Source organism: Pseudomonas sp. FME51 (genome assembly GCF_014897305.1).
On the sequence record NZ_JABUYN010000005.1, the window covers coordinates 269801 to 285293 of the forward strand.

The 15493-nt window shown below is 58.8% G+C and carries 17 protein-coding genes; 4 read left to right on the plus strand and 13 right to left on the minus strand.

Annotated features, from left to right (window positions below):
* From era to rpoE, 10 genes are all read right to left on the minus strand, one after another.
* Positions 1 to 900 (minus strand): GTPase Era, encoded by a 900-nt coding sequence (era, locus tag INT39_RS11360; RefSeq protein ID WP_193074023.1) that lies wholly within the window; start codon positions 898 to 900, stop codon positions 1 to 3.
* Positions 893 to 1582: a ribonuclease III gene (gene rnc, locus INT39_RS11365; RefSeq protein ID WP_193074024.1), complete on the minus strand. Its 690-nt coding sequence runs from the start codon at positions 1580 to 1582 to the stop codon at positions 893 to 895. The genes era and rnc overlap by 8 nt, the downstream gene beginning before the upstream one ends.
* The gene (locus tag INT39_RS11370) at positions 1579 to 1956 is read right to left on the minus strand and encodes a DUF4845 domain-containing protein (RefSeq protein ID WP_193074025.1); all 378 of its coding nucleotides are present in this window, start codon (positions 1954 to 1956) and stop codon (positions 1579 to 1581) included. Before INT39_RS11370 ends, rnc begins: the two co-directional genes overlap by 4 nt.
* Before the next feature lie 97 nt (positions 1957 to 2053).
* On the minus strand, positions 2054 to 2932 hold the full coding sequence (gene lepB, locus INT39_RS11375) for a signal peptidase I (RefSeq protein WP_193074026.1): 879 nt from the start codon (positions 2930 to 2932) through the stop codon (positions 2054 to 2056).
* Positions 2933 to 2991: 59 nt separating this feature from the next.
* Positions 2992 to 4791: a translation elongation factor 4 gene (lepA, locus tag INT39_RS11380; protein ID WP_193074027.1), complete on the minus strand. Its 1800-nt coding sequence runs from the start codon at positions 4789 to 4791 to the stop codon at positions 2992 to 2994.
* A gap of 160 nt (positions 4792 to 4951) precedes the next feature.
* Positions 4952 to 6325: a DegQ family serine endoprotease gene (locus INT39_RS11385; protein ID WP_319021351.1), complete on the minus strand. Its 1374-nt coding sequence runs from the start codon at positions 6323 to 6325 to the stop codon at positions 4952 to 4954.
* Between the two features lie 49 nt (positions 6326 to 6374).
* The gene (locus INT39_RS11390; protein ID WP_193074029.1) at positions 6375 to 6851 is read right to left on the minus strand and encodes a SoxR reducing system RseC family protein; all 477 of its coding nucleotides are present in this window, start codon (positions 6849 to 6851) and stop codon (positions 6375 to 6377) included.
* Positions 6848 to 7804, minus strand: coding sequence for a MucB/RseB C-terminal domain-containing protein (locus INT39_RS11395; RefSeq protein WP_193074030.1), 957 nt, complete (start codon positions 7802 to 7804; stop codon positions 6848 to 6850). The genes INT39_RS11390 and INT39_RS11395 overlap by 4 nt, the downstream gene beginning before the upstream one ends.
* The gene (locus tag INT39_RS11400; protein WP_193074031.1) at positions 7804 to 8415 is read right to left on the minus strand and encodes a sigma-E factor negative regulatory protein; all 612 of its coding nucleotides are present in this window, start codon (positions 8413 to 8415) and stop codon (positions 7804 to 7806) included. The genes INT39_RS11395 and INT39_RS11400 overlap by 1 nt, the downstream gene beginning before the upstream one ends.
* A 52-nt stretch (positions 8416 to 8467) precedes the next feature.
* Positions 8468 to 9043, minus strand: a complete 576-nt coding sequence (rpoE, locus tag INT39_RS11405) for an RNA polymerase sigma factor RpoE (protein ID WP_226944708.1) — start codon at positions 9041 to 9043, stop codon at positions 8468 to 8470.
* Between the two features lie 246 nt (positions 9044 to 9289).
* Between rpoE and nadB the strand changes: the two genes are divergently transcribed.
* Positions 9290 to 10903, plus strand: a complete 1614-nt coding sequence (nadB, locus tag INT39_RS11410; RefSeq protein ID WP_193074032.1) for an L-aspartate oxidase — start codon at positions 9290 to 9292, stop codon at positions 10901 to 10903.
* Here nadB and INT39_RS11415 read toward each other — a convergent pair.
* Positions 10872 to 11324, minus strand: coding sequence for a hypothetical protein (locus INT39_RS11415; protein ID WP_193074033.1), 453 nt, complete (start codon positions 11322 to 11324; stop codon positions 10872 to 10874). The two genes, nadB and INT39_RS11415, sit on opposite strands and share 32 nt — an antisense overlap.
* Complete coding sequence (locus tag INT39_RS11420; protein ID WP_193074034.1) at positions 11308 to 11562, minus strand: succinate dehydrogenase assembly factor 2; 255 nt, start codon at positions 11560 to 11562, stop codon at positions 11308 to 11310. The genes INT39_RS11415 and INT39_RS11420 overlap by 17 nt, the downstream gene beginning before the upstream one ends.
* A gap of 143 nt (positions 11563 to 11705) precedes the next feature.
* On the opposite strand from INT39_RS11420, the gene INT39_RS11425 reads away from it, so the two are divergent.
* The 3 genes from INT39_RS11425 to INT39_RS11435 are packed head-to-tail and all read left to right on the plus strand — an operon-like array spanning position 11706 to position 14649.
* Positions 11706 to 12692, plus strand: coding sequence for a YgfZ/GcvT domain-containing protein (locus INT39_RS11425; RefSeq protein ID WP_193074035.1), 987 nt, complete (start codon positions 11706 to 11708; stop codon positions 12690 to 12692).
* Positions 12693 to 12706: 14 nt separating this feature from the next.
* Positions 12707 to 13540 (plus strand): HDOD domain-containing protein, encoded by an 834-nt coding sequence (locus INT39_RS11430; RefSeq protein ID WP_193074036.1) that lies wholly within the window; start codon positions 12707 to 12709, stop codon positions 13538 to 13540.
* A gap of 44 nt (positions 13541 to 13584) precedes the next feature.
* Complete coding sequence (locus INT39_RS11435) at positions 13585 to 14649, plus strand: NAD(P)H-dependent flavin oxidoreductase (RefSeq protein WP_193074037.1); 1065 nt, start codon at positions 13585 to 13587, stop codon at positions 14647 to 14649.
* A gap of 11 nt (positions 14650 to 14660) precedes the next feature.
* Here the strand turns inward: INT39_RS11435 and INT39_RS11440 are convergent, their stop codons facing one another.
* Entirely contained in the window at positions 14661 to 15476 is an 816-nt protein-coding gene (locus tag INT39_RS11440; protein ID WP_193074038.1) for an enoyl-CoA hydratase, read from the minus strand.
* Positions 15477 to 15493: the final 17 nt, after the last annotated feature.

Below are 15493 nucleotides of genomic sequence, written 5' to 3' on the forward strand. Positions count from 1 at the left end.
TCAGTCGAAACGATAACCCAGCGAGTTCAGGGCACGCTCGTCGTCGGACCAGCCGCGACGAACCTTGACCCACAGATTGAGCATGATCTTACTGCCGAACAGTTTCTGCATGTCCAGGCGTGCTTCCTGGCCGATCTTCTTCATGCGATCGCCACCATCACCGATGATGATCTTCTTCTGGCCTTCGCGCTCGACCAGAATCAACGCGTGAATGTGCAGTACTTTGCCTTCCTGCTGGAACTGCTCGATCTCGACTGCCACCTGATAGGGAATCTCGGCACCCAGCTGGCGCATGACCTTCTCCCGCACCAGCTCAGCGGCAAGAAAACGCGAGCTGCGATCAGTCAGTTGGTCATCCGGATAGAAATGCTCGCCTTCGGGCAGCAAGCCGGCGATCACAGTCTGCAGATGATCGAGATTGCCGCCGTTCAATGCCGATACCGGCACCACTTCTGCCTTGGGCAACTGCTGAGTCAACCATTCCAGATGCGGCAACATCTCTTTCTTGTTTTCCAGCCGGTCGACCTTGTTCACCACCAGTATCACCGGGCACTCAAGGTGGCGAACCTTGTTCCAGACCATTTCATCTTCTTCGGTCCAGCGCATGCGATCCACCACGAACAGCACCACATCCACATCACGCAACGCCTGGGAGGCGCTCTTGTTCATGAAGCGGTTCAGGGCCTTGTCGTTGTCCTTGTGCAGACCGGGGGTGTCCACATAGATCGCCTGCACGTCACCCTCGGTCTTGATACCGAGCAGTGTGTGCCGGGTGGTCTGAGGCTTGCGGGAGGTAATCGCCAGCTTCTGGCCAAGGATGTGGTTGAGCAGTGTCGATTTGCCCACGTTCGGTCGACCGACAATGGCAACATAGCCACAACGAGGTGCGGTATCACTCATTCACTTTCTCCACGCCCAAGGCGATCAAGGCTTTCTGTGCGGCTTCCTGCTCCGCCAGACGTCGGCTGTTGCCGACGCCAAAGGTATGCCCGGTCATCGGTACCACGCGACATTCGACACGGAAAACCCGGCAATGTGCCTCGCCACTGACATCGATGACTTCATATTCAGGTAGATCACAGTGCTGGCCCTGCAGATATTCCTGCAGCCGCGTCTTGGGATCCTTGTTGTTATCCACCAGGGTCAGCAGTTCGATATGCCCGGTCAACCACAACAATATGCGTTCGCGCGCCGCCTCCATACCGCTGTCCAGGTAGATGGCGCCGATGATGGCTTCGGTGGTGTCGGCAAGAATCGATTCGCGGCGGAAACCGCCACTTTTCAGCTCGCCCGAGCCCAGCCGCAGGTAATCACCCAGCTCGAAACCCTTGGCCAGCTCGGCCAGTGTCACGCCCTTGACCAGGCGTGCGCGAAGGCGGGAAAGCTGCCCTTCCCGCGCCTGCGGAAAGCGCTCGAACAACGCCTCGGCAGCAACGAAGTTGAGAATCGAGTCGCCGAGAAATTCCAGGCGTTCGTTGTTGCGCCCCCCCAGGCTACGATGGGTCAACGCCAGAACCAACAGGTCCTGATCCTTGAAACTGTAGCCTATTCTTCTTTCCAGTCGGTCTAGCTTATTGCTCACTTTAGAGGTCTGACAATATGGGTTTCATCGAAATGGACCAGAAGGTCCACGGTTCGCAGCATGGGTGAACGCACCTCATACTTGATAATGACAGTATAGGTATTGGTTCCGCTGGCGGTCACGGTAATCGCCTCATCTGCCTTGATGTCGCGGATACTGTTGATCTGCATGCCCTTGTTGATATGTGCATGCAGATCGCGCAGCGAATTGATCTTCACCGACGGATCTTCGTTCACCGTGGTGACGATTTTGCGCAAGGCAAAATGATCCATATAGATCGGCACCAACTTCATCGCGGTGACCGCACCGAACACCAGCAGTGCAATGACCGCCAGCCAGCCAAAAAACGACATACCTTTCTGAGAATGGCGCATGGGATAACCTCGTACGTCCGTTGTTGATGTTATAGATTTTGCTGCCATATCCCTGGCAGAAGGGTTACCCCGAAAGCCTCTGGTTTCCAGACGCGTGCTAATCAATCAACCCAGCTCGTGCAAAGCTCGGCAGATTGCTCAGCTTCGGCTCGGGCCAATGCATCCATATGGCAAAGGCCTTGCCGACAATATAGTTGTCCGGGACCATGCCCCACAACTCCCTCGGCATGTTCGGTGCGGACCAGTAACGACTGTCATTGGAGTTGTCACGGTTGTCGCCAATCATGAAGTAGTGCCCTTCGGGCACTGTCCATTCCTGCGCTGCAGGCGTCTGCGACAGGCGTTTGTAACGTGCCTCGTGGGAGGCCTCGCCCAGTTCTTCCAGATAGATATCGACCGTCGCCCTAGCCTGCAACGGATGGCCGGCAGGTACTTCGTCATCGCCCATAGTGCGTAACAGTTCACGCTCTACCGGCGTGCCATTGACGGACAACTGCTTGTCGGCATAACGAACGACGTCGCCCGGCAGGCCGACGACGCGTTTGATGTAGTTGATCCGCGGATCGTTCGGGTAACGGAACACCATCACATCGCCGCGCTGCGGGTCGCTCACCGGAATGATCTTGGTTTCCAGCACCGGCAACCGAATCCCGTAGGAAAACTTGTTGACCAGAATGAAGTCACCAATTTCCAGGGTCGGCTTCATGGAACCAGACGGAATCTGGAACGGCTCAACCAGAAACGAGCGCAGAATCAGTACCACGGCCAGCACCGGGAAGAAGGATTTGCCGTACTCAACCAGTAGCGGTTCCTTGTTCAGACGCTCCAGGGTGCCGGCATCGGCCACCTCGACGCCTGCTTCGTAGGCAGCCATGGCCCGTCGCCGCCTGGGTGCAAACCAGATGAAATCCAACAGTGCCAACAGACCGGTGACGGCCACGGCGATCACCAGCAACAGCGGAAAGTTGATATGCATAATCGGTCTTGCGTTACCCCTGGGGTGTATTGATGGACGGTCCCGCTGCAGTGGACATCCTAGCTATCCACTTTCAAGACTGCCAGGAAGGCTTCCTGTGGAATCTCGACGTTACCTACCTGCTTCATGCGCTTCTTGCCGGCCTTCTGTTTCTCAAGCAACTTCTTCTTCCGGCTGGCATCGCCACCGTAACACTTGGCGATGACATTCTTGCGCAGCGCCTTGACCGTCGAACGCGCCACCACCTGCCCACCCACCGCAGACTGAATGGCAACATCGAACATCTGGCGCGGAATCAGCTCTTTCATTTTCTCGACCAGCTGACGCCCCTTGAACGCAGCGTTGTCGCGATGCACGATCAACGCCAGCGCATCGACCTTCTCGTTGTTGATCAACACATCCAGGCGCACCAGATTGGCGGCCTGGAATCGATCAAACGCGTAATCCAGTGACGCATAACCCCGGCTGACCGACTTCAGGCGGTCAAAGAAGTCCAGCACCACCTCGTTCATCGGCAGATCATAGATCACCTGCACCTGAGTGCCGAGAAACACCAGGTCATGCTGCACGCCGCGCTTCTCGATACACAGCGTAATGACACTGCCGAGATGATCCTGAGGCACAAGAATGTTGGCCCGCACGATGGGCTCGCGCATTTCGTCGACCAGTGAAGGGTCGGGCAGTCGTGAAGGGTTATCGACGTAGATCTTCTCGCCATCCTTCTTCACCACCTCGAATATCACGGTGGGCGCGGTGGTGATCAGGTCGAGGTTGTACTCGCGCTCAAGGCGCTCCTGAATGATCTCCATGTGCAGCATGCCGAGGAAACCGATCCGAAAGCCGAAGCCCAGTGCATCCGAGCTTTCCGGCTCGTATTGCAGCGCAGCATCGTTGAGCGTGAGCTTCGACAGTGCGTCGCGAAAATCTTCGAAATCATCGGAACTGACCGGGAACAGACCCGCGTAGACCTGCGGCTGGACCTTCTTGAAACCGGGCAGCATATCCACATCCGGCGTATTGGACAGGGTCAGGGTGTCACCTACCGGCGCACCATGGATGTCCTTGATACCGGCAATGATGAAGCCCACTTCCCCGGCCTTGAGATCGCCGGTTTCGGTATGCTTGGGATTGAAAACACCGACGCTGTCGACCTGATGCACCTTGCCGGTGGATTTGACCAGGACCTTGTCACCCTTCTTGATCCGGCCCTGTTTGACGCGCACCAGCGAGACCACACCCAGATAGTTGTCAAACCAGGAATCGATGATCAGCGCTTGCAGCGGCGCCTCAATCTCGCCCACCGGTGGTGGAATCACTGCGATCAGACGCTCCAGCACGTCCTCGACACCCATGCCGCTCTTCGCGCTGCAGGTCACCGCGTCGGTGGCATCAATGCCGATGACGCTCTCGATCTCGGCCTGCACTCGCTCGGGCTCGGCCTGGGGCAGGTCGATCTTGTTCAGCACCGGCATCACTTCCAGGCCCTGTTCGATGGCCGTATAACAGTTGGCTACCGATTGCGCCTCAACGCCCTGTGCCGCATCGACCACCAGCAATGCGCCTTCACAGGCTGCCAGGGAGCGGCTGACCTCGTAGTGGAAATCCACGTGACCGGGCGTATCGATGAAGTTCAGCTGATAGGTCTTGCCGTCCTTCGCGGTGTAGTACAAGGTCACACTGTGAGCCTTGATGGTGATACCGCGCTCACGCTCGAGATCCATGGAATCCAGAACCTGTGACGCCATCTCACGTTCGGTCAGCCCTCCGCAGATCTGAATGAAGCGGTCGGCAAGGGTAGATTTACCGTGGTCGATGTGGGCAATAATTGAAAAATTGCGGATCAGGCTCAGGTCGCTCACTGCAAGATTCTTCCAGACGTGGTTTGCCAGACATGGCGGTGACCGGGGGGACTACCCCGAAAACAGCCCGCAAGTCTACCTGATTACGCTCCGCCGCGCTATCTGTGCGAGGGGAGATCGCAGCCATGCTGCCGCCGATCTCCCTGCAGGCAGGGCTGGTTTATTCGGCCAGTCGGAAAGTGATGTAGCTTGCCCGCCCCTGGCGAATCACTCGCATGGAAACGGAGCGATCCACCGGGAGACTGCTGGCAATGTCGGTGAAATCCGCAGCGGATTCAACCGCGCGGTTGTTCAGATTGGTGATGACGTCACCAGGACGCAGCCCGATCATTGCCCCAGGACCGGGAGTCACCTCACGCACCACCACACCAGCGGGAACATCCAAACCTTTCTTCTGCTCGTCAGTCAGCTCGACAACCGCAATACCCAGCCGGTTATCTGTCGTCCCGGGCGCATGTGGCGACGGGGCACCCGGGCCCATGACCTGTGCGTTGTCGTCGGGCAGCGCTCCGATCTCCAGCTCCAGCTTCTGACGCTTGCGATCACGAATGATATCCATGGTCGCCTTGCTGCCGGGACGCAGACGCCCCACCGCATGCGGCAGATCGGATGACATGACGATGTCATTGCCGTTTAATCGCAGAATCACATCACCGACTTTCAGACCACCCTTGTCGCCCGGCCCATCCGGCATGATCTGAGCCACCAGCGCACCCGCTGGACGCTCCAGACCGAAGGACTCTGCGAGGTCCTTGTTGACCTCCTGAATCACCACACCCAGCCAGCCACGACGCACCGCACCTTCACTCTTCAGCTGCTCGACCACATCCATGGCCACATCCACCGGAATGGCAAAGGACAAGCCCATGAACCCGCCGGAGCGGGTGAAGATCTGTGAGTTGATCCCCACCACTTCACCCTGCAGGTTGAATAGCGGGCCACCAGAGTTACCGGGGTTGATCGCCACATCCGTCTGAATGAAAGGTACATAGCTTTCATTGGGCAGGCTGCGACCCTTGGCGCTGACGATACCGGCAGTCACCGAATATTCGAAACCAAAGGGCGAACCGATCGCCAGCACCCACTCACCGGTTTTCAATTCGGCAGATTTGCCCATGCGTACCACCGGCAGATCAGCACCCGCTTCAACCTTCAGCAAGGCAAGGTCCGAACGCGGATCCGCGCCGATCAGCTCGGCTTCCAACTCGCGGCGATCCGACAGGCGTACGAAAATTTCGTCCGCCCCGGCCACCACGTGATTATTGGTCAGAACGTAACCGTCTTTGGAAACAATAAAGCCCGAACCCAGTGATTGCGCCTGACGCTGCGGTGCAGATTGGGAGCCATCAGGGAAACTGCGTTCGAAGAATTCACGGAAAATCGGTGGCAGACCTTCCATATCCGGCATCATCGGACCCGCCGCACGACGCGTGACATTCTGCCGGGTACTGATATTGACCACCGCTGGGGAGGCCTCTTCGACCAATTCGGTGAAGTCGGGCAGTTGTGCCACCGCCAATGTCTGCCAGGTCATCAACCAGATACCGGCAATCCCAAGCACCCATCGCTGTACTGATGTCATATCAACCCCCACTCCTTTCCTGTAAACCGCTGACAATATGCGAGCCGCCGACCCTGCCAATCACGCGCGGAGTGAATCCCGGATCCGAGCCCAGACGACCGGCATGCCAATGTATTGCAACAAACCCAACAGCCAGACTGGAAAACCCGGCCAATATGATCAGAGGCTCACCTGCACCGACTGCCTGCGCCAGCAGAGCGCCGGCGAACAGGGCCAGCAGAGGCACCATATAAATCAATGAGGATCCCCGCAATACTGCGTTTTCCGGGACGCCGATGATGATCTCATCACCGACCCGACAGGATCGGTCATCCAGTACTCTTATGAATCCCTGGCGCCTCCTCCCGCCCAGCCGCTGCAATAACGACTGGCCGCATCCGGCCCGAGCCTGACAGCTGTTGCAGGCGCTGCGCCGGATGGTTTCCACCCAGACGGCGCCCTGTTCCACACTCAATACCCGTCCTTGCTCCTCGATCACCGCTGCGCTCCCGCAATCGACTCACTGAGAGAATCAACTATGCGCTCAGCAGTGATGGGCGGAATCTCACCGACCACCGTTGCCAGGTACAGATTGTCAGCCGCCATCAGGCGTCGGCTGACCGCTACCGTCGGTCCCAACTGAGCGCGCAAATCTTCTGCCAGACTGTCCTTGCCGAGAGGCTCGACGAACAGCGTGAAGCGTGCCAGACCATCACTGTAGATCTGCGCTGTGATGCGCGATTCGGTATCTTTCAGCGTCTGTACCTGCTGATGTCCCAGCTTGAACCCTGGCGGTAGCCATGCCGGCTCCCAGAAGTTAGCCAGCTCAGTCGATGCATCTTCAGCCACATCCAATTTCAGACAGGAGGTGGATGGTGCAAGATCTTCGGGGTCGGGGTCATCAAAACTGATCGCGGCAAACTGAAACCGTTCGAGCAACTCACGTCGCTCGTCCACCAGCAGCGACTTGAGCATCAGCCCTGTTTCGTTATCCAGGTACAATTCATAGGCATAACGGAAAGCATCACGGGGTTGCAGAGAGATGACGGTCACCGGCCGCGAGGCAATATGCGTATTGCCCAGCACACGCAATCCATACCAATCCGCCAATTGCGCCGGCTCGGTATTCGATGCGGGAATGCTTTGATGGGCATTGGTCTGGGGCATGGTGGTGGCACAGATCAGCTGGCCGTCGCGGCGCACCCATTCCTGATGTCTGCCTGCAGTCTGAACCAGACGCTCCTGTACGCCGTCATCGCCAGCCTTTCGCCAGATGTTCTGAGTAGTGAAGATACCGGAGCGTTCATAGACATAGACGCCGTGATAGCTCTGTTCACGGGCAGCCTGCGCCATGCGCTCCAGCCAGAGGGTGCTTTCTTCAGCCGAGAGGCTGGGAGCAAGCAACAGGGCAGCCAATCCCGACCACCCCAACACGTGTTTCAATCGCAACACTAATTATTTTCCAGGCTCGCTGCGCGGGCGTAGGGGACCAGTTGTGGTGCTGCCTGCGCACTGTTTTCCGCATGGCGACGTAGATAGTCGCCAATCCGCTGCTCCTGCCAGGCGGAAGGACCGCTCGACGGGGCCTGTTCGGCTTGATCCGCCAAGGACGAGAAACCGGCCAATACCGCACCCGGACGCACCTGCCCCGACGCCATTGCTGGGGTACCGACAGCCGGCGCAGTGCGCTCGACCGCAGCCATGGTATTGCTGTCAGGCAAGGTCTCCTGATTGACCATCCGCACGCCGACCAGTACAGCCAGCGTGACAGAAGCAGCCACCGCGACCCGACCAAGCTGCAATTTCCAGCGCGTCGAGTTGACTGACGGCGCTATCGCCGGGGTCGGCTCATCAGCCAGCGCTGCGGCAATACCAGCGGACAGATCAACACCTGTCTGCCAAGGCTCCTTATGCATGACGGACCGCGCATACTGATATCGCTCCCATGTACGGCGGACGCCCGGAGCCTTTTCACCGGCATGAAGGACTCGGCGCAATTCCAATTGCTCTGCCTCGTCGTCCATGAGCGCGGAGAGAGTCTCCCGCAAGGATTCGCTTCTCATTGCTCTACCTCTATTATATAGGCCCCACAGGGGCGTCACCGTTTCCCTGACATCACGCTTCAAGCAATGGCTTCAGGGCTTTGTCGATGGCCTCCCGTGCTCGAAAAATCCTTGATCGCACAGTACCCACCGGGCATTCCATCACATTGGCAATATCTTCATAGCTGAGACCTTCGAATTCACGCAAAGTCAGAGCCATTCGCAAATCTTCAGGCAACAATTGCAGGGTTCTGTTGACCACCTGCTCGATCTCATCCCGCAGCAGTTCCCGCTCGGGAGAATGAATATCTTTGAGAGCACTGTCGCCGTCGTAGTACTCGGCATCCTCGGCGGCGATATCGGAATCCGGTGGACGTCGCCCTCTGGCTACCAGGTAGTTCTTGGCCGTATTGATCGCAATCCGATACAGCCAGGTATAAAAAGCACTATCCCCCCGAAAATTAGCCAGAGCGCGATAGGCCTTGATGAAAGCCTCCTGGGCCACATCCTGGGCCTCATGGGAGTCATGCACAAAACGCGTGACCAGAGCCAGAATCTTGTGCTGATATTTGAGCACCAGCAGATCGAAGGCACGCTTATCTCCCTGTTGCACCCGTTCGACCAACTGCTGATCAGTTTGTTCAGTCATGATGCGGTACCACCGCACTGACCGCCGGACTTGTTCTATTGCGATAGACCCGCGATGTAACCAAAAGTTCTCCCCTCACTCAGGTTCAGATCTAAGAGCCTGCATTGGAAAATAAGTTCCGAGACAGGGTGGCAAAGTGATTATATCTTGGCATTCTGCGGCGCCGCATGCCGGATTTCTGTGGCAGTATTGTGAATCAGTTACCTTATATATACTACCCTGGCACCCGCCAACCAAGAGACCTTCATGACCCGACAACAGCAATACGATGTACTGGTAATCGGCAGCGGCGCCGCTGGCCTGACACTGGCGTTGAATCTGGCGGATAACCTGCGTATCGCGGTGATCAGCAAGGGGCAGCTGTCGGAAGGGTCTACCTTCTGGGCACAGGGTGGGGTGGCCGCCGTATTGGACGATGCGGATACCGTGGACGCCCATGTTCAGGACACCCTGATCGCCGGCAGCGGGCTTTGTCACGAGGACGCCGTTCGCCAGATTGTCGGCGATAGCCGCGACGCCATCGGCTGGCTGGTGGATCAAGGCGTGCCCTTTACCCGCGGGCGCCGTGAAGATGGCAGCCAATCCGACGACTTCCACCTTACCCGGGAAGGTGGTCACAGCCACAGACGTATCATTCATGCAGCTGATGCTACCGGCGCAGCGATCTTCAATACGTTACTGCAACAGGCTCAAGCGCACGATAATATCGAGCTGCTGGAGAACCGCGTTGCCGTCGACCTGATCACCAGCGCCAAACTGGGCCAACAGGACAATCGCTGCCTGGGCGCCTACATTCTCGATCGCAGCACCGGCCATGTGGAGACATTCGGCGCCCGCTTTACCGTGCTCGCCACCGGCGGTGCCAGCAAGGTCTATTTATATACCAGCAATCCGGACGGCGCCTCCGGCGATGGTATCGCCATGGCCTGGCGGGCCGGCTGCCGGGTGGCCAACCTGGAATTCAACCAGTTCCACCCGACCTGCCTGTATCATCCCCGAGCCAAGAGCTTTCTGATCACCGAGGCCCTGCGCGGCGAAGGCGCCGTGCTGAAACTGCCGGATGGCAGCCGCTTCATGCCCCGCTTTGACGAGCGCGCCGAACTGGCCCCCCGCGATATCGTCGCGCGGGCCATCGACCATGAGATGAAGCGTCTGGGCCTGGATTGCGTCTACCTGGACATCAGCCACAAATCCGCCGAGTTCATCCGCGAACATTTCCCCACAGTATATGAGCGCTGCCTGAGCTTTGGTATCGACATCACCCGCGAGCCCATCCCGGTAGTACCGGCAGCGCATTACACCTGTGGTGGAGTGATGGTGGAAAAAACCGGGATGACAGACGTGAACGGCCTTTATGCCATCGGCGAAACCAGCTTCACCGGCCTGCATGGCGCCAACCGCATGGCCAGCAATTCCTTGCTGGAGTGCATCGTCTACGGCCGCGCAGCCAGTCGAGACATTCTGCAGAAGCTGCCCGGCTCCAGACTACCAGACGCCTTGCCTCGCTGGGATGAAAGCCGGGTAACCGACTCCGACGAGGACGTGATCATCTCCCATAACTGGGATGAGTTGCGACGTTTCATGTGGGACTATGTCGGCATAGTGCGCACCACCAAACGTCTGCAGCGGGCCAAGCACCGGGTAGACATGCTGCTGGCAGAAATCCACGAGTTCTACAGTAACTACACGGTTTCCCGGGACCTGCTGGAACTGCGTAATCTGGCGGTGGTGGCCGATCTGATCATCCGCTCGGCCATGCTGCGCCATGAGAGCCGCGGCCTGCATTACACCCTGGACTATCCGGACCTGTTACCCGAAGCCCGGGATACTATTCTGCAGCCGCCCAGCGCTGACGACTGAAGCGCAGCCGCAGCCGCAGCCGCCGCAGCGCATCTTCCGCTGCGGCATCCGCCGGCAGGATTACCGATATCGGCAACAGCCGCCCCGGCTCGCGAAGACGTACCACCGTCAGCAGAGCACTGACATAAGTATCAGCCAGCAGCCGGGCACCTATTTCCGTGCCATCGCGTCGCAATACATGCCAGCCCTGGCTGTCGAACCGCAATGCGGTGACCGAATGCGCATGGCGCAGACTTACCTGCCGTGGCCAGATCCAGAAGCAGTACATCAATAACAGCAAGACGCACAGCGAGGCCGGCAGTGCCGGCAAGGCGCTGCGGTACAAGGCCATGCAGCCAAGCATGGTCATGATGATGAGCAAGCCGCCCAGCCAGCGTGAAGGCTGGCGCTGGAGCAGCAATGAATCAGTTGGGTTGGACACGATCCAGTATCATCCTCACAATGCGTTTGAGATCCGGGTCATCCGGTTCGCCGCGCTGCATGAACCAGCCGAACATATCCTGGTCCTCACACTCAAGCAGCTGCCGGTACCGCGCCTGGTCCTCTTCATCCAGCGATGAGTAGGCCTCCTCCAGAAAGGGCAGCAGCAGAACATCCAGCTCGAGCATGCCGCGCCGGCTATGCCAGTACAATCGCTTTTTTTCCACGTCCGCCGTCATTACCCATCTCCAGTCAGTTGAAACGCCTTCATTGGGCGCATTATAGCCGCTGCCGCATATTAGAGCACTGACAAGCCACAAGCCGGGCCCTATGATGTACAGAATTGATCCACCCAATTCACTCCACCGGAGTCAGCCAGATCATGCATGAGACCAGAGAACTGTCCGCGCTGTTTCCACAACAGCCATCGGACTCCAGCCCAGCCACCGCACTGGCGTTGCTGGAACATGAACACATCCTGGAAGTACAGGGTGTCGATGCGACACGCTTTCTGCAGGGTCAGCTCAGCTGTGATGTTGCCACCCTGCCCTCCGGCGGCCACCTTCTGGGTAGCCGCTGCAATCCCAAGGGACGCATGCAGTCCAGCTTCCGCCTGTTCAAGATCTCAGAGGAGCGCTATCTGCTGGCCATGGATGCAGAGCTGTTGCAGCCACAACAGGCAGACCTGGCCAAGTACGCCGCGTTTTTCAAGGTACAACTCAGCGACAGCACCGACCAATGGGTAAGGCTGGGTCTCTGGGGTAGCCATGTAGACGAAGCGCTTGCAGCCGCAGATATCAGTCGCGAAACGAGCGACCCGGAAGCCGGCCAGGCGATCACCCTCGACGACACCACAGCAGAACTCTGGCTACCAGCCAGCCGTGCCCATGAGATAGCCACGGCACTGACTCAGCAGGCCGAGCCGGTCGCACTGAATGCATGGCAACTGCAACAGATACGTCTGGGCATCGGCCACGTGCACAGCCAGACACGGGAAAGCTTCATACCGCAGATGCTCAACTTGCAGCAGCTGGGCGGCGTCAGCTTTCAGAAAGGTTGCTATACGGGCCAGGAAATCGTCGCGCGGATGCAATATCTGGGCAAACTCAAACGACGCATGTATCGCCTCACTGGCGCCGGCATGGACCTGCCCATACCGGGAACGCCCATCATGAACAGCGTCAATAACCAGGCTGTAGGTGAAGTCGTGGTCGCTGCCAGCACCAATAAAGGCATGGAACTGCTTGCCGTTCTGCAGAACGAAGCCGCACAATTACCTACATTGCACATAGGGAACGGCACTGAGCCACTACAATTGGCTACACTGCCTTATGAAGACAAAATGGCTGCTGATGCAGCTAGCGACTAATCAAGGAAGATGTCATGACGGATCTGGCCCTGCGTATTCAGGAAGAATTGATTCAGGCGATCGACAAAGACCAGCTGGTACTGCCCACCCTTCCCGAAGTTGCCCTGCGCATTCGTGAAGCCGCTGAAGACCCGGATATCAGCATCAGCGAGCTGGCAAAACAGATCAGCACCGATGCCGCGCTGAGCGCGCGCCTGATCAAGGTGGTGAACAGCCCCCTACTGCGATCACGCCAGGAAATCACCGACCTGAACATGGCGGTCAATCGCATGGGCGTGGTTTACACCGCCAACCTGGCAACCGGCCTGGCGATGGCGCAGTTGTTTCAGGCAACCACCGATGTCATTGACCAGAAAATGCGCGAAGTCTGGGCCCGCAGCACCGAGGTGGCAGGCATCAGCCATGTACTGTGCAAGCACTACACCAGGTTGAAATCCGATCAGGCAACGCTCGCTGGCCTGGTACACCAGATCGGCGTATTACCGATTCTCAGCTATGCCGAAGACAACAGTCAGTTGTTGCGCGATCCCGCCAGTCTGGACCAGGTCATCGAGCGAATTCATCCTATTCTCGGCGACCGGATTCTTGCCGCCTGGGACTTTCCCCAACCGTTGCGCCATGTGCCCAGCCAGCATCTGGAGTTCACCCGCAATCCGGGCGCTGCCGATTATGCCGACGTGGTGCAGGTCGCCATGCTGCAGAGCCTGGAAGGCAGCAACCATTCTTTTGCGCAGATGGACTGGGCGGATATCTCCTCCTTCAGTCGGCTCGGGCTGAACCCGGCCGGCGATCAGGATGAGGAAGACCTCTCCGCTGAGATGGAAGCCGCCATGCTGCTGCTTGGCTGAGGTAGAATCGAACGCTCGGCCACCCCGTAGCGCAAGGAGATATCATGCACAGCACCTCCCCTTTCCTGACCCGTCTCGGCATCCAGCTCCCCATTATCCTGGCACCGATGGCCGGTGTTGCCACACCGGAGCTGGCCGCAGCCGTCTGCAATGCCGGCGGGCTCGGCTCGCTGGGTATTGGACCGAGCCCGCTGGAGCAGGCCCGGCAGATGATCGAACAGACCCGCGCACTGACCGACAAGCCGTTCAATATCAATCTGTTCTGCCATGCGCCCGCCCAGCCGGACGCAGCTCGGGAAGCAGCCTGGTTGCAACACCTGACACCGCTGTTCGATGAAATCGGCATGCCGCCACCCAGCACCATCAAGGCCGGCTACCCGAGCGCTGTCGAAAACCATCAGCTATTCGACATGCTGCTGGAACTACGCCCCGCCGTGGTCAGCTTCCATTTCGGCCTACCCGCTGCCGAGCGCATCCAGGCACTGCAGGACGCCGGGATCTGTCTGCTGGCCACCGCCACCAATCTGAAGGAAGCCCGACTGATCGAGCAGGCTGGCATCGACGCCATTATCGCCCAGGGTATCGAAGCCGGCGGGCACCGGGGCATGTTCGACCCGGCAGCCGATGATGAGCAATTGAGTACCGCAGTACTGGTGCGGTTGCTGGTGCAGAATACCCGCCTGCCGGTGATTGCCGCCGGCGGCATCATGGATGGTCAGGGCATTCGCGCCATGCTGGATCTGGGTGCAGCCGCCGTCCAGCTGGGTACCGCCTTCATTCTGTGCCCCGAGTCATCGGCCAATGCCGCCTACCGCCAGGCATTGCAAAGCGAGCGAGCCGCTACCACGCGGTTAACCGCCAGCCTGTCAGGTCGCCCCGCGCGCGGCATGCTCAATCGCCTGATCAGTCATGGCGAGGCTGCTGGCAGCCCGCCACCAGCCGGTTATCCGATCGCCTATGATGCTGCCAAGCAACTGAACGCCGCTGCCAGCCAGCAGGGAAACCATGATTTTGCCGCCCAGTGGGCCGGCCAGGGCGCGCCGCTGGCACGAGCGCTACCGGCGGCCGAGTTGGTACAACGGCTGACCGAGGAGTGGCGCGGCAACTAAAGCCGCACTGTTCAGCGATTGGTCCACTGGGGCGGACGTTTCTGCAGGAATGCATCGATCCCTTCGCGGGTGTCTTCAAGATCGAACAGATCAACGAAGCGCTCGCGCTCTACCGCCAGCAAGCTGTTCAGCGGCTGACTGCGGGCGCCCTCGATCAACTGTTTGCACGCCTTGACGGCCTGCGGGCTCTGCCGGCTGACCTGGGCCGCCAGTCGCAGCGCGGTGGCCAGTGCCTGGCCCTCTTCGACCACTTCCTCGACCAATCCGATACGCTCGGCCTTGACCCCATCGATCCGCTCCCCGCAGAGAATCATCCGCTTGGCCCAGCCCTCACCCACCAGCCAGGCCAGCGCCTGAGTACCACCAGCACAAGGCAACAGGCCGACGCTGGCTTCCGGCAGCGCCAGCTGTACCTGCCGTTCGGCAATGCGGATATCGCAGGCCAACGCACATTCCAGTCCGCCGCCCATGGCATATCCGTTCAGCGCGGCAATGGTCACCCCGGAAAAGTCCCGCAACGCTTCGAATGCCTGACCGAACAACCGCGCCACCAGACGCGCAAGGGCCTTGTCGCCATCGGCGAACATCTTCAGATCAGCGCCCGCGGAAAAGAAACGATCACCCCGACCTATGATCACCAACGCATAGATATCCGGGTCATCACTGAGATGCCCGATCAGCTCATACAAGCCGTGCAGAGTGTCGGTGTCCCAGGTATTGGCGGGTGGATTGTCGATGGTCAGCAGGGCGGTGTGTCCGGCCTTCTGCACCACCAACTTATCAGTGCGCGGAACCAGTGCGGTATAGGGCTGCAGAGCGTGTTCCATGGCGAGCTCCTTGAGAG

Bases quoted from the DNA above. Each gene is read 5' to 3' on its own strand.
- INT39_RS11440 (WP_193074038.1), bottom strand. From the start codon at position 15,476: ATGGAACACGCTCTGCAGCCCTATACCGCACTGGTTCCGCGCACTGAT.
- INT39_RS11425 (WP_193074035.1), top strand. From the start codon at position 11,706: ATGCATGAGACCAGAGAACTGTCCGCGCTGTTTCCACAACAGCCATCG.
- INT39_RS11420 (WP_193074034.1), bottom strand. From the start codon at position 11,562: ATGACGGCGGACGTGGAAAAAAAGCGATTGTACTGGCATAGCCGGCGC.
- nadB (WP_193074032.1), top strand. From the start codon at position 9,290: ATGACCCGACAACAGCAATACGATGTACTGGTAATCGGCAGCGGCGCC.
- INT39_RS11400 (WP_193074031.1), bottom strand. From the start codon at position 8,415: ATGAGAAGCGAATCCTTGCGGGAGACTCTCTCCGCGCTCATGGACGAC.
- era (WP_193074023.1), bottom strand. From the start codon at position 900: ATGAGTGATACCGCACCTCGTTGTGGCTATGTTGCCATTGTCGGTCGA.
- INT39_RS11385 (WP_319021351.1), bottom strand. From the start codon at position 6,325: ATGACCTGGCAGACATTGGCGGTGGCACAACTGCCCGACTTCACCGAA.
- INT39_RS11435 (WP_193074037.1), top strand. From the start codon at position 13,585: ATGCACAGCACCTCCCCTTTCCTGACCCGTCTCGGCATCCAGCTCCCC.
- INT39_RS11370 (WP_193074025.1), bottom strand. From the start codon at position 1,956: ATGCGCCATTCTCAGAAAGGTATGTCGTTTTTTGGCTGGCTGGCGGTC.
- rpoE (WP_226944708.1), bottom strand. From the start codon at position 9,043: ATGACTGAACAAACTGATCAGCAGTTGGTCGAACGGGTGCAACAGGGA.
- lepB (WP_193074026.1), bottom strand. From the start codon at position 2,932: ATGCATATCAACTTTCCGCTGTTGCTGGTGATCGCCGTGGCCGTCACC.
- INT39_RS11430 (WP_193074036.1), top strand. From the start codon at position 12,707: ATGACGGATCTGGCCCTGCGTATTCAGGAAGAATTGATTCAGGCGATC.